We start from the raw sequence: 14,200 nt of genomic DNA, 5'->3' as shown, positions 1-14,200 counted from the left end.
GGCACACAGAACTGCTCATTTCCCAATCACAATAAATACACCATTTACATTTGGAGCGCAACACGGTTTGCTCGCAATAAATCCTATACTTTAAATAAATAACTGCCAACTGAAAACTGTTAACTGAAAACTGCCAACTGAACTAAAGTTCTTTCCTAAGCCTGGCTACCGGAATATTCATTTGTTCACGATATTTCGCAACCGTTCTTCTGGCAATGTTATAACCTCTTTCTTTTAAAATTTCGGTTAATTTTTCATCAGCCAAAGGTTTGCGTTTATCTTCGTTGCCAATACAGTCTTCTAATATTTTTTTAACCTCTTTATTCGAAACTTCTTCACCGTTTTCGGTCTGTATAGCTTCTGAGAAGAAAGATTTTAACAGGAACGTGCCAAATTCGGTTTGTACATATTTAGAGTTTGCGACCCTTGATACGGTTGAGATATCCATATCGATTTTATCTGCGATATCTTTTAAGATCATCGGGCGCATTTTACGCTCATCGGCCGTTAAAAAATATTCATATTGATAGTGCATAATGGCATTCATGGTTTTTAACAAAGTTTGTTGTCTTTGTTTAATCGCATCTATAAACCATCGGGCAGAATCTAATTTTTGTTTCACAAACTGAACAGCCTCTTTTAGCTTTTTATCTTTGGATGCAGCTTTGTCATAATGCTCAAACATTTCCTGGTAAGATCTGCTTACCTTTAATTCAGGAGCATTTTTCGAATTTAATGTTAAAATCAATACGCCGTCGTTATTGCTGATGTGGAAATCAGGAATAATCTGCATTTGTTTGGTTGTAACCTGATTGGCATCACCTGGTTTCGGATTTAAACGTAAAATTTCATTTACCACCTCTTTAAGCTCTTCGCTATCCAGGCCTAAACTTTTTTCTAATTTATCGTAGTGTTTACGTGTAAACTCATCCAGATAGTTTTCTACAACATTCATTGCTTTAACTATAATGGGATTGTTCGGGTCTTTTCTTTTTAACTGGATCAATAAACATTCTTTCAGATCTCTTGCGCCAATGCCCGGAGGATCGAAGCTTTGGATCAGTTTTAACATTTCCAATACATCCTCTTCCTCAACCATAACATTCTGGGAAAAAGCAAGATCATCGATCATGGAGCCCAGGGGACGGCGTAAATAACCATCATCATCTAAACTGCCGATAATCTGTTTGCCAATAATGAAATCCTGATCGGATAGGGGAATAAGGTCCAATTGCTCTTGTAAACTTTCAAAAAATGTACTTTCTATGGCAATTGGCGTTTCTTTTTTCTCTTCATCATCGTCGCCATTATTGTAGTTGGTGCTGTAATCGTTGGTCGAATCATCCTGTAAATAATCATCTACATTAAATTCATCCATGCTGGTATCTTCTGATGGTTGTTCGTAATCTTCAGGCCCATCATTTAAATCATCATATTCGCTCTTTGGCTCATCCTGAGTCATTAAGCTTGGATCTTCAAGCGCAGGGTTTTCTTCGAGTTCTTCTTTTACACGGGTATCTAAAGCAACGGTTGGTACCTGCAACAATTTAATAAACTGTATTTGTTGTGGTGATAACTTTTGTAATAATTTTTGTTGTAGGTGTTGTTTTAGCATAGTAAATAAAAAAGAATAGGGCAAAAATAAACAATAGATTTCAGATATTATGCTGATTTGATCTAAATGCTATCGATATGTTTGGTTTTAAAATTATTTGCTAAACATTTGCATTGAGTTTAATGTTTGCTATTTTAGTAAATAAATAGAACTACACAGACAGCGTATGGGATTTGTAAAAGAATTTAAAGAGTTTGCCATTAAGGGCAATGCTTTCGATTTAGCAGTTGGAGTTATTATTGGCGGAGCTTTCGGTAAGATTGTGACCAGTGTAATTGAAGACTTAATAATGCCTGTAGTTGCTGCTATGGCGGGTAAACCAGATTTCAGCAGCATTTACTTTGCAATGGGTAAAGGATCGGAACTTATCCCGGAGGGAGCATCGTTGGCAGATGCCAAAAAAGCTGCTCCGGATGCTGCTATATTTGCATATGGTAATTTTATTACGGTTGCGATAAACTTCTTACTGTTGGCATTAATTGTTTTTATTATGGTTAAGGCAATTAACAGAATGAAAAAGAAGGAAGAAGCCGTAGCAGTTGCTGCACCACCTGTGCCTACAAAAGAAGAAGTGCTTTTAACTGAAATCAGAGATTTACTAAAAGCAAAAGCATAAAACCAAAGCTCCGCAAACTGGTTCTGGCTACGGAGCTTTTTTGTTTTAATAGGTTCTTTTTCAGGCACTTTCGTTGTGCTTAATTTATTTTAAAAGTATAACTATTGTTTTCAATTGTCTTGTAGCTACTGCGTGGTCAGCATTTTTTATCTTCCTGCAAAACAGACCCTGAAATGAATCCGCTAGCTATGGATCAGGGTGACGAACCGAGTAATAAATATCTGCTGAACATCTTTTAACTGATTCAGATTAATAACTCCTTTTTACCTTTGGATCTGTAAGAATGATATAATCACCAAGATATTTAAATTTCTCCCAATCGGGCTTGATAAAGCTTTCATCAGAAAACGACGAAATATTTAGGATTTTTAATTTTGGATTTAATTGTTTGAGTTTTGCCAGCGTCCCCAGTTTTTCATCGCTATGAAAACGCCCGTTAAGTTGAAAAACCTTTATGCCCCTGTTTGCCTTAATAAACTTATTGATAGACCAGGCCATGGTCGCATCCCACAAATTTTGAGTCTGATAAATTTTCATCGGGCCCATAAGGTGTCCACCCAAAGTTTCCGTAAATTTTTCATAATATCTGCCCTGAGCCGTATCAATAGGCAAGGGAGGTAAAAAATTGAATGATGTTTTTGGGAAATTTTCTAAAACCTTAAGTCCGCCTAGTGTAACCGCATTACTGTAACGTGTTGCCGCATTTGAAGCAATAACTTTTAACCTGTTTTGTTTGGCATACTCGATTAAAGGTCTGTAATCTTTATAATTTCCCCAGGCCCTGCTTTCTTTGATAAAATTTTTTTCTGATATTAACCCTGCCAGGTATTCGTCTAATTCAGGTTGTACATCAGTATGGAACATTTCTAAAGATAGCGCCGTTTTTAATGGATATTTTGAATGGAGTTTTCTGAAGAGCGTTGCTTCGAGGTAGTGCCCTACAGAATCGTTATGGTCTTCGCCAAAAAATAAAACATCTGCCTGCTCCATATCAGCAACAATATCGTCTGTTGATATCGATTTTTGTTTTTTTACATCGTAGATCTTATAATGACTGCTTATTTCCTGAGCATATAAGCAGGTAGAAATAGCAAGACCGAACATTAGCAGGAGAAATTTCATGCCATCAAAATAACAAAATAATTTTCACCGATAAAATAAGGGCACTTACCGTCTTTTACAGAGTTCTTACATGTTGTATATACTATGATCTGATGTTTATCAATATTTTTGGATGATTAAATACGAGCACAAATGGAAAATATTAATAATAACGATAACAACCAGCTTAAAAACTCAGGAAGGGTTTGGAGCGGTTTCATCATAGTCATCATCGGATTTGCATTTCTATTGAACAATATGGGATTAGCGATTCCGGGGTGGATATTCAGCTGGTCTAATTTTTTAATTTTACTTGGTGTATTTATCGGCGTTCGTCGTAACTTTAAGGGAATAGCCTGGCTGATCTTGATTTTGATCGGCGCATACAATACCTTAATTCGCATACCCGGGCTGGATCTCGACCTGTCTAAATATGCATTAGGTATTGGTTTGGTGATAGTGGGTGGTTTTTTAATCTTCAGACCGAAAGATGCGTCGGTTTTTAAGAAAAAACCTAAAAATAAGCACAAGGCCGATTTTAATTTTGAAGCAGGAGGCGATAAAAACGCTGCAAATAATAACGATATTATTGATGTAATGGCTGTTTTTGGTGGTAGCCATCAAACTGTTTACACTAAAAACTTTCAGGGTGGCGATATTACGGCCGTTTTTGGCGGTGCCGATATTGTAATGACCCAGGCTGATTTTCCTGAAACAGTATCGCTTGATGTAACGGCAGTTTTTGGAGGAATTAAATTAATTGTACCACAAAACTGGGCAATAAAATCGAACGTAACGGCATTATTTGGTAGCGTTGAAGATAAAAGATCACATGTGATGCCGGTAGCAGAGCTGAAAAAAACATTGGTTTTAGATGGAACGGCTTTATTTGGCGGGATTGAAATTAAAAGTTTCTAAACATTTATTATAAACATTGCCTATGAAATGGTTTGCAGTAAATTGTATCTATCAGGTAATTTGTGGTGAAGGAAAGCATACACCCCAATTTAATGAACAAACGCGTTTAATCCAGGCAGAAGGTATAAGGCAGGCCTTAAGCAAAGCTAATTTGAATGCCGTACATTTTAATCCCTCTTTTAATAATTGCCAGGGAGATAAGGTAATATGGAAGTTTTTAGGTGTAGGTGGAATATCGGAAGTTGCAGAACTTACCGATGGTGTAGAAGTAAGTTCCAGGATTGTTGAGCCTAAATCAGTTACAAAATACCTGGAAAAGCTAGCGCACCGTAATCAATCATTAACTAATCAAAACGATTTTGACAACTAGACCTTTATCCGTTCCGCAAATACAGAAAATATCGTTAACCATTGCAATAATGTGGACTGTATTGTGTGGTGCCGGATTGCATTATGTAGTTAATTTTTCCTGGTGGATAGCGATAACCGATAGCTTAATCAATAACTTTTTGCTGGCATTGGCCTGTATAGGGCTAAGCAATATGCTTGGTTATTATCAGCCAAAAAATGAACGGATTCTCTATGTACTGATTATTACGCTGGCCCTCACATTTGTAATTGTTTATGCCGCTAAATATAGCATGCTTTATATTTTTGCCGATTATAAAGAATACAAAGATTTTTACAATTTCTCTTTTGCCTTTAGAGGCTTAATTTCTTTTATGTGTTTAGCCTGGTGTGCCTTAGCTAATATTTTATGGTACAGGTTAGAAGAACAATCAGAAACACATGAAAGACTATCGGCAGCTAAAAGTTTAGCCAAAGAGGCTGAGTTAAATAAGTTAAGACACCAATTACAGCCGCATTTTCTTTTCAATAGTTTAAATTCGGTATTTGCACTTACCATGGTTAACCCAAAAGAGGCGGGGGTAATGATTACAAAATTAGCTTCTTTTCTACGTGGTACCCTAAAACGCGATGATGAATTATGGGTTTCCGTAGAAGAAGAAATGGAGTACATTCAGCTGTATCTTGATATCGAAAAAGTAAGGTTTAGCCATAGGTTAAACATTGAAGTTAACGTTGCCGAAGATACCTTAAACCTTTGTCTGCCCGGTACATTATTGCAACCTATCGTAGAAAACGCCATTAAATTCGGACTGTATAACACATCTGCAGGCATTACAATCAAAATTGATGTTACTGTAGAGTACAATATTTTACAGTTGCGCGTACAAAATCCTTTCGATCCGGAGATGAAAGCTGCCGGAGGCACAGGATTTGGTTTAAGTGCCATTAAACGCAGGTTATATCTGTTATTTGCAAATACCCATTTATTACAAACCGATATTGAGGCAAATAATTTATATATTACCACCCTAAAAATTCCACAAAAAAATGATCAGAACAATACTAATTGATGATGAGCCTTTAGCGAGAGATATTATAAAATATTACCTTTCAGATCATGCAGAAATAGAGATTGTAGCAGAATGTGGTGATGGGTTTGAAGGTTTAAAAGCCATTACCCTTCATAAGCCTGATTTAATTTTTCTTGATATACAGATGCCTAAAATCAGTGGTTTCGAAATGCTCGAACTGGTGGAAGATAAACCTGCGGTAATTTTTACCACAGCATTTGATGAATATGCCATTAAAGCTTTTGAAGTTAATGCGGTAGATTATTTGCTTAAGCCGATTGATAAGTCGCGCTTCGATGCTGCTCTTAAAAAGTTACCGGGCAAATTAAATCAAACCGAAAATACAGAGGCTGTTTTGGATGCTGCAGCTTTAAGTCCGGCTCAAAACAATAGGGTAGTGGTTAAAAAAGACGGCGTAATTAAGATTATTCCTGTTGCCGATATCAACTACTTGGAGGCTGATGATGATTATGTGAAATTAAGTACCGTTGATGGCGCTTTCTACAAAAACAAAACCATGGCTTATTTCGAACAAACGCTTGATGTGAGCCAGTTTATTCGCATACACCGGTCTTACATCATTAACCTGGCTCAGGTAACTAAAATAGAACTAAAAGAGAAGGATAGTTATGTGGTTTTGCTAAAGTCTGATATCTGGTTGCCTGTAAGTAAAACAGGCTACGTGAAATTGAAGGCAGCCTTAGGTTTGTGAAAGATAACGCCCTTTGTTGCCGGCAGGCCTCAATTCGCTTAATCTAGGTTATTTATTGATACACCCTATTTTTCCTTTAGTTGTACTAATTCATGTTGGTATTTATTTGAAGTGGATAATAATAATGAACAGACAAAGCTCTGCTAAAATTTTCTGATCCGTCCATCTTTAGTAATAAGGCATAACGTTTCGGCGAGGAATCGTCTTATAAGAAGGCTTTTTCAGCCGACAGCCTGTTCCGACCTATAGCAAGGATTATTAGCATGATAGATTGATTAGTCGTTCCTCCTTTATAATGACGACCTTTTGAAGCGTATTCAAAGGGCATCTATTTGCGAATTATCAATCTCAGGAAAGTCTTCGACTACGCACAGACTAACGACCGCAGTGCTTAACTTGATGAGATTATCAGCCGATCACATTTCTAATGTCGGGTAGTTGCTTGAATAATTACACAGCCCATTTTTTCATTGCCAACAAGTTTGGGTTATGACCCATTTTTTCTGGTCTATTTTGCTTTTGGTTAACTTTTTCCCTGATTGTTTATTTTGCAGCCTCGCCTCAAATTTTAGACTGCCTCTTTTTGTTCCTACTTGCCAAACAAAATATTCCTTAATCCATATCTGCTAATCAGGACATCGGAAATGGATAATTAAAAGAGCTGTTAAATCCCGGTCCGGATAAAGCAGCTTATCTAAAAATTAGTCAATCGTTTGCGCTGATATTTATGTTGTAATGCTCATTTGCTTATTCTACTTTTAAAAAATACAAATCAATAAAACCAAAAAACAGCACAAATGCTTATCCGTTCGCTTCAAAAAATACTTGTATTAAGACTATTACCTGGCTTATGCCTAAATAGCCGGGGCCAAAAAGAAATAGATATCCAATCTTTTGAGCTTAGTGGCATGCCATATCTGATAGGGTGTAGAGAAATGCATATTGTCCTGATACGGAAAGCTGGAAGGAAACAACGTTTGCAAATGGCGAAAGACATGATTTAAATATCGTTTATGCTTACTTATTGTGGAATAGTAAAAAAAACAGCCAATCAGTTACCTGCGCGCGCAGGTCTTAATATAAAATGCTAAAGAATAGCTAGTAAAACGTTTGTTCAGTATTAACCAGATCAATTAAAAACTAAACAATAATATTAAAAAACACAAATGGAACGTAGAGAATTTATCAAAAATGGTGCACTTACGGCTGCGGGCTTAACCATCCTGCCAACCGGAAGTTTATTTGCATCATCAGACAATGGAAAAGTAAGATTAGGTTATATTGGGGTAGGTGCACGTGGTATGAGCCACATTTCTGAAGGTGCCTTAAGAGATGATGTAGAAATTGTGGCAATTTGCGATACCCAGGAAAGTTCTCTTAAAATATGTCGTAATTTTATAGCCAAAAAAGGCAGACCAGCTGCAACAGAATATACCGGAGGCTTAGATGCTTATAAAAAACTTTTAGACCGTGAAGATATTGATGCCGTAATTATAGCAACGCCATGGCAGTTTCACCGCGACCAGGCGGTTGATGCCATGAAAGCAGGTAAATATGTGGGTTGCGAAGTAATTGCTGGTTTAACAGTCCAGGATCACTGGGATATTGTAAACACTTCTGAAAAAACAGGCATGCCTTATATGACTTTAGAGAACGTTTGCTACCGTAGAGACGTAATGGCGGCCTTAAACATGGTTAGGCAAGGCCTTTTCGGGGAATTGGTGCATCTTGAAGGTGGCTACCAGCATAACTTAAGAAACGTACTGTTTAACAACGGTAAAGATTATTACGGCGGTGGGGTAGAGTACGGACCAAAAGCCTTAAGCGAGGCGCAATGGCGTACGCAGTTTAACATCGATCAGGACGGTGATTTATATCCAACGCACGGTGTTGGCCCATTAATGCAATATGCTAACATTAACAGGGGAAATAGTTTTACCAGCCTGGTATCGTTCAGCTCTAAAGCTAAAGGATTGGCAGCTTATGTAGAAGAAATGTCTCCCGGACATCCAAATGCCAAAATCAATTATAAAAACGGTGATGTAACGACCACCATGATTAACTGTGCAAACGGCGAAACCGTTTTGTTAAGTCACGATACACACTTGCCGCGTCCATATTCGATTGGTTTTAGGGTGCAGGGAACAAAAGGTCTTTGGATGGATGTAAATAAATCAGTATACATTGATCATAAATCAAAGAAAGATGATGTCTGGGATCCTGCTCAAGAGTGGTTTGCCAAATATGATCACCCACTTTGGAAAAAATATGAAGCAGAGGCTGTGGGAGCAGGTCATGGCGGTATGGACTGGTTTGTATTTAATGGATTTATCCAGGCAGTAAAACAGAAAAAACAAACGCCAATTGATGTATATGACTCGGTAACAATGAGTGTAATCACCCCACTATCGACAAAATCGTTGAAGAAAGGTAATATGCCCCAGAAATTCCCTGATTTTACCAGGGGAAAATGGAAGGATCGAAAAAATACTTTCGCTTTAGATGATAGTGGCTTTTAGTCTCGGTTGCGGGTATTGCTTATGGCTTGCCCGCATATTTTAATACGTAACTTTATTCAGGTTGATCAATTGGGTTGCCCGGAACAATTTTTATTCAAATATATATTACCATCTTATGTTTCAAGCAGTTTTAGGTGCTTATGGACTTAATGCAGAAAAATTTAAAATAGAACCTTTCGGCTCGGGTTTAATTAACCGTACCTGGAAAGTTTACAGTAAAGAATTAGCCTATATTTTGCAAGAGGTAAATACAGCGGTTTTTCGCGAGCCTCAAAATATTGCTCAAAATATTGAGACCATAAAAAAATATCTCGATCAAACAGCTCCTAAATATCTATTTGTGGCCCCAATTAAGACTTTAAATAGTTCTGATTTTGTAGTTATCGACGATCATTTTTACAGGATTTTTCCATTTGTGGAAAATTCTTGCTCGATTGATTTTGTACATCAGCCTGAGCAGGCTTACCATGCAGCCAGGCAGTTTGGTAAATTTACAAGGATGCTTTGTGCCTTTAACGTACAAAAGTTAAAGCCCACAATTGAAGATTTTCATAACCTGCCTTTACGTGTAGAACAGTTTAAAAAAGCATTAGCACAAGCTAGCGACGAAAGGATTAGTGAAGCAAAATCTGCTATTGAAGAAATTATCAGACATTATGATATAGAAGAGCAGTATGTAGATATGATAAATAGCGGTGCACTTAATTTACGTGTGGTACACCATGATACTAAAATTAGTAATGTATTGCTACAGGCCGAAACCGGAGTGGGTTTATGCGTAATTGATTTGGATACCGTAATGGCGGGATACTTTATTAGCGATGTCGGTGATATGATGCGTACCTATCTCTCTGAAGCCAATGAAGAAGAAAAAGATTTTAATAAAATAGCCATTAGAGAAGACGTTTTTGCCGCAATACATAAAGGTTATATGGAAGAAATGGATCAGGTTTTGGCCTTTACTGAAAAACAGTTCTTTATCTATTCGGGTAAATTTATGATTTACATGCAGGCGGTAAGGTTCATTACCGATTTCTTAAATGGCGATATCTATTATAAAACGAATTATCCTAAACACAACCTGGTGCGGGGCTTAAATCAGATCGATTTACTTAATAAGTACACGGCAAAACAATCGGAATTTGAAGAGATTATTAAGAAAATTAATGAAAATAGAGTGAACGAAGCTAAAACAATATTGAACTAAGATGATAAAGGCATGTGTTCAGTTTTTATACCCCATTATTTGAACTGGACATTCTTTTATCTTTATAATTTCGTCCTTTTGATCCAATAGCTATCGGATTTAACGCGATCACGGTGTTAAAGCCTATAGTGTACGCATTTTTGTCAGGATAATAAATTTGAAAGGAGATCTGTATGATTAGATTTAGCTTTGCTAAGCGATCGCGGTTTTCGACTACACGCTGTACCTCGCCTGAAACAATGACAATCAGAGACCATCCAGAATGTTCTGATTAACAAATAAAGCGCAAACGTTTGTTAATGTGTTTTGGTAGAAGAAATTATATTTCACCATACCGTAAGGGTAGAAGCAAGCCCTTAAACCCTTTGTTCTTCGCCAATTGTTTCAAAATAATCTTCTTCATCAGCTTCATCATTACGAAGACTATTAATTTTAAATACCCAATATTTCATTAGCGGATAATTAAAGCCGTAAGAAACGATACTATCAATTAAAAGTCTGCCGATTTTATAATCTACATTTAAGCTTTGATGAAATAAATAGGTGCCTGCTGATTTTAATGAAATACTGCCCAGAACTACCGTGAAAAAACGAATGAGTTGGCCGCTGGTAGAGCTGTGATACCCATCAATGCTTTTAAAAGCCCAAAAACGGTTAATACAAAAATTGACAATCCCACCCAGGGTTCCGGAAATTAAAATAGAAATGGTAAAGTGAATGTGAAACCACTCAGTTAGCAGTACCATTAGTCCATAATCGGTAACACCGCCAGAAAAAGCCGATACCTGAGCTTTCAGAAAAAGCTTAACAGATGCCCAATTGATCATTCTTTTTCCTCCCGGTCTTTAGCATCGCCTGCCTTTAAAAGTTTTAAAGTGTCTATGCTATTGATTATCAATAACAACAGGGTTGTGGCGATGGCAAAATAGGTGATGCTACCTGTAATGAACGTTTCAGTAATAAGAATAATTGAAATAATTACCCGTAACTCTGTTGGTCCTAAATGCCCTGAATCGATTTGATAAAAACCTGTTATTTTATAGCGGAGTTGACTAATAATCATGGACCAGCCATACAACACCACGAATAAAAATGCAAAAATCTGTGTTGTTCCGACAGCGTAAAAGTAATAGCCAAACCCGATGAGGATAATGCTGAGCCAATCCATCACAATATCCAATGCAAATCCATACCATTTTCGGGCTATTTTCCGGTAATAAGCCAATCTGCCGTCCAGCGAATCGCCAAGCCAGTTGATAATAAGACCTAAAATGCCTGCCAGTAAATAATTTCCCGAAACAAATCTGCCTAAAACAAAAGCTGAAAAAACGATTAATGATCCAAACATACCGATACCGGTCATGATATTTGGCGTAATCCAGCCTGGTACTTTTTTAAGCAGAAATAAGATCAGCCTTTGTTCTCCTTTACGTAGAATATTGGTTCGTTCCCGGTCTGAAAATACCGCTGTATTAACTTCTTTTTCTTTAATAATATCCTCCAATTTAATAACCTGCTAAAACAAAGCCAAACAACATAACCGTTTCTGGCCGATAAAATTTTAAACTGATTTTCTTCGGAAGGCTTTTTGAAAAGTCGCTTAACCGTTTTAGCTTCCCTGATCTGACCAGGTAACTGATTACTAGCACAAATAACATAAACTATTTAACGATGCCTGCGAAGCGCTGGTAGAATACGGTTGGACTATTTTCATTTTTTGGCGCATACTTACCCGCAATAATCGGAATATAGATAACACGTCTTCTGCTTTCCTCTCCGCGAACAGAAGACTCTGCAACCCTGTGCCAAAGCCTTCCGTCATGAATGGTTAAATCACCAGCTTCAGGCAAGATAGCTACTTCTTCCGCATCAGGTTTATTATCCAGGAAATATTTTTTGCGAAATAGCATTTGGTATATACTTTGTTTGTGCGTACCGGGGATAATTTTTAATCCGCCATTTTCAGGCTTTAAAGTACTCAGGTGGATCCCCACGTTCAACATCGGATTTAGTTTTGTTCCGTAAAAAATATCCCTCAAACCGTCAGTATGCCAGCCCATTTTGCTGAATTTACTTTCTGGTCCGTTTATATAGTGGTTAAACACCATACCATCTTTTTCTTCAGTACCTAAACGTGCGCCGTCGCCAGCCAATTGAAGCAAGGCGTTAAACCGTGGATCCATTAACAGGCCACTTAAAGTTTGGTGCTGTTGGTTTATAAAGGCAAAACGTTGTACAATTGCCGAGCCATCAAGATCTCTTCCGTATTTAATTGGTACACCATTTATTTTTTTGATATCTTCCTGTATCCATTTTTTTTCTACTTGTTTAGAAGCATCGATAATGGAAGAAACCGTTTCGGATTTGATAAAATTCTTGAAATGGATAAAGCCATGGGTGTTAAAAAAATCAAGCTGTTCCGGTGTTAATTGTTCAGATAAGATAAAGGTTGGATACGATGTGGCCATGTGTAAAAATTTAAAAGATTTAGGAAAAGGATAAATTGGAGATAGAGTTATGCGCAGCAACAGCACATTCGCATTGGCGAGTGGTTCGGTACTGGAGGAAAATAAAACGTGTTTGTTTTATTCGACATAGTCTATAGAATTAGTAGTATTTAATACAAACGTAACATATTTTTAATATTCCAAAGAATTTTATTTGAAATATTTTTTTGGAAGGAGCTGTGGTAGGGTAGAGATGTGCAAATAATGGCTACAGGAGCCATATTTATTGTAATTCTGCTAATCAGTCAGATGGAAACATCTGACTGCAATCTCGGGGGGCGGATGTTTCTATCCGGCATGCAGGTCCGTTACAGATTCATTTTTAATTAAATTGATCTTTTATTATTTGGAGCGCAATTGTAGTCGTAATAGGGTACTTTGTTCCCGTGTTTCGCTTCACGCTGCGCTTCGTCGTGCCTCCTTGCTGCAGGGTATCGCTGCACCCGGGGCTAAATGGCCTAAACAATATTTCATTTTTAGGGTTGCATGTGTACAAACCTTTGTTCCTAAACCCGAATGTAATGAAAAGCCCGTAAACGAGGAACGAGCGCGGACTTGCAATGGAATGCGGGACTAAAAATGCCAGGCACACAGAACTGTTCATTTCCAAATCAATTTTGATAGCATATCAGTGTTGTTGGATGTTCCCATCCGACATTCATACATCAAACAGGATAATTTAGGGAATGATGTATACGGTTAGTTAGGTGGAAGCATCTTGAACTAAGTCTTATAAATCCCTGCGGCCATTTTTTCGATAAATCCCTTTGGCAGGATTCTGTTGGCGTATACACTGATGATATTGGTAAAACCTGGAATAATTTCAGATTTCCCGGAGAACAATCCTTTTATGGCAATTTTGGCCACTTCATCGGGTTTCATATTAAATTTCTCTGCCATTTTGTTAAAAGCATCCAGTCCGGCGCGGTGTGCAAAACCTGTATCAACAGGACCAGGACTCAGGCAGCTTACTGAAACCGGACCATCTTTAAGTTCGAATCTTAATGCCCTGGTAAAAGATAAAATAAAGGCTTTAGTTGCCGAATAAATGGCTAAAGTTGGTACCGCCTGATAGGCTGCAGTGCTGCATACATTCAGAATATATGCTTTTTCTTGTGTTGACAGGATTGGAAGCAATAAATGGCACAATGCAGTTACTGTAGTCATATTTAATTGACACATTTCTAACTGGGCACTTAAGTCCAGTTCTGCAAATTTCCCCCACAATCCGTAGCCTGCGTTATTAATCAGGATATGGATGGCGTAATTTTTTTCGGTTATCCAGCTATATACAGCTTTAGGGGCTTGAGCCTGGCTAAGGTCAATTGCCAGGATATGCACTTCAACTCCATATTCGTTTTTAATGGCAGTTTGTAATATACCTAATTCATCAGCTGAGCGGGAAATAAGCAATAGATTGATTTTTCTCCTGGCCAGCGCAATGGCTATTGATCTGCCAATACCTTTGCTGGCTCCGGTGATCATTGCGTACGTAATCTTTGTTTCCAACATCTTTTTTACTCAATATGATTTAACGCAAATATCAAATAAATTAAACCTTTTGCCTTATTTTTTTTAAAATGA

Annotated in this window: 13 protein-coding genes; 7 read left to right on the top strand and 6 right to left on the bottom strand. The window is 37.5% G+C overall.

Annotation, left to right across the window (positions count from 1 at the left end):
- Positions 1-142: 142 nt before the first annotated feature.
- Positions 143-1,615: an RNA polymerase factor sigma-54 gene (gene rpoN, locus FFJ24_RS12640; RefSeq protein WP_138821829.1), complete on the bottom strand. Its 1,473-nt coding sequence runs from the start codon at positions 1,613-1,615 to the stop codon at positions 143-145.
- A gap of 166 nt (positions 1,616-1,781) precedes the next feature.
- Here rpoN and mscL point away from each other — a divergent pair, with 166 nt between their 5' ends.
- A complete protein-coding gene (mscL, locus tag FFJ24_RS12635) occupies positions 1,782-2,231 on the top strand; it encodes a large conductance mechanosensitive channel protein MscL (protein WP_138821828.1) in 450 nt (149 codons plus the stop codon).
- A 249-nt stretch (positions 2,232-2,480) separates the two neighbouring features.
- Here mscL and FFJ24_RS12630 read toward each other — a convergent pair whose 3' ends face one another.
- On the bottom strand, positions 2,481-3,353 hold the full coding sequence (locus FFJ24_RS12630) for a ChaN family lipoprotein (protein WP_138821827.1): 873 nt from the start codon (positions 3,351-3,353) through the stop codon (positions 2,481-2,483).
- A 132-nt stretch (positions 3,354-3,485) separates the two neighbouring features.
- On the opposite strand from FFJ24_RS12630, the gene FFJ24_RS12625 reads away from it, so the two are divergent.
- The 6 genes from FFJ24_RS12625 to FFJ24_RS12600 all read left to right on the top strand — a co-directional run bounded on the left by FFJ24_RS12625 (position 3,486) and on the right by FFJ24_RS12600 (position 10,109).
- Positions 3,486-4,250, top strand: a complete 765-nt coding sequence (locus FFJ24_RS12625) for a LiaF domain-containing protein (RefSeq protein ID WP_138821826.1) — start codon at positions 3,486-3,488, stop codon at positions 4,248-4,250.
- Positions 4,251-4,272: 22 nt separating this feature from the next.
- Positions 4,273-4,620: a DUF4288 domain-containing protein gene (locus FFJ24_RS12620; protein ID WP_138821825.1), complete on the top strand. Its 348-nt coding sequence runs from the start codon at positions 4,273-4,275 to the stop codon at positions 4,618-4,620.
- A 49-nt stretch (positions 4,621-4,669) separates the two neighbouring features.
- Complete coding sequence (locus FFJ24_RS12615; protein WP_138821824.1) at positions 4,670-5,671, top strand: sensor histidine kinase; 1,002 nt, start codon at positions 4,670-4,672, stop codon at positions 5,669-5,671.
- Entirely contained in the window at positions 5,649-6,383 is a 735-nt protein-coding gene (locus FFJ24_RS12610; RefSeq protein WP_138821823.1) for a LytTR family DNA-binding domain-containing protein, read from the top strand. The genes FFJ24_RS12615 and FFJ24_RS12610 overlap by 23 nt, the downstream gene beginning before the upstream one ends.
- Before the next feature lie 1,166 nt (positions 6,384-7,549).
- Complete coding sequence (locus FFJ24_RS12605; RefSeq protein WP_138821822.1) at positions 7,550-8,902, top strand: Gfo/Idh/MocA family protein; 1,353 nt, start codon at positions 7,550-7,552, stop codon at positions 8,900-8,902.
- 115 nt (positions 8,903-9,017) lie between these two features.
- Positions 9,018-10,109, top strand: coding sequence for a phosphotransferase enzyme family protein (locus tag FFJ24_RS12600; protein ID WP_138821821.1), 1,092 nt, complete (start codon positions 9,018-9,020; stop codon positions 10,107-10,109).
- Positions 10,110-10,465: 356 nt separating this feature from the next.
- Here FFJ24_RS12600 and FFJ24_RS12595 read toward each other — a convergent pair whose 3' ends face one another.
- From FFJ24_RS12595 to FFJ24_RS12580, 4 genes are all read right to left on the bottom strand, one after another.
- Entirely contained in the window at positions 10,466-10,936 is a 471-nt protein-coding gene (locus tag FFJ24_RS12595) for a GtrA family protein (protein ID WP_138821820.1), read from the bottom strand.
- A complete protein-coding gene (locus tag FFJ24_RS12590; RefSeq protein WP_246862800.1) occupies positions 10,933-11,613 on the bottom strand; it encodes a CDP-alcohol phosphatidyltransferase family protein in 681 nt (226 codons plus the stop codon). Before FFJ24_RS12590 ends, FFJ24_RS12595 begins: the two co-directional genes overlap by 4 nt.
- Positions 11,614-11,770: 157 nt before the next feature.
- Positions 11,771-12,577, bottom strand: a complete 807-nt coding sequence (locus tag FFJ24_RS12585; protein WP_138821819.1) for a phytanoyl-CoA dioxygenase family protein — start codon at positions 12,575-12,577, stop codon at positions 11,771-11,773.
- A gap of 762 nt (positions 12,578-13,339) precedes the next feature.
- On the bottom strand, positions 13,340-14,128 hold the full coding sequence (locus FFJ24_RS12580) for an SDR family oxidoreductase (RefSeq protein WP_138821818.1): 789 nt from the start codon (positions 14,126-14,128) through the stop codon (positions 13,340-13,342).
- Between the last annotated feature and the right edge of the window lie 72 nt (positions 14,129-14,200).

The sequence above is a fragment of the Pedobacter sp. KBS0701 genome (assembly GCF_005938645.2).
Classification (GTDB): domain Bacteria; phylum Bacteroidota; class Bacteroidia; order Sphingobacteriales; family Sphingobacteriaceae; genus Pedobacter.
This window is presented reverse-complemented; position numbering and strand designations above follow the sequence as displayed.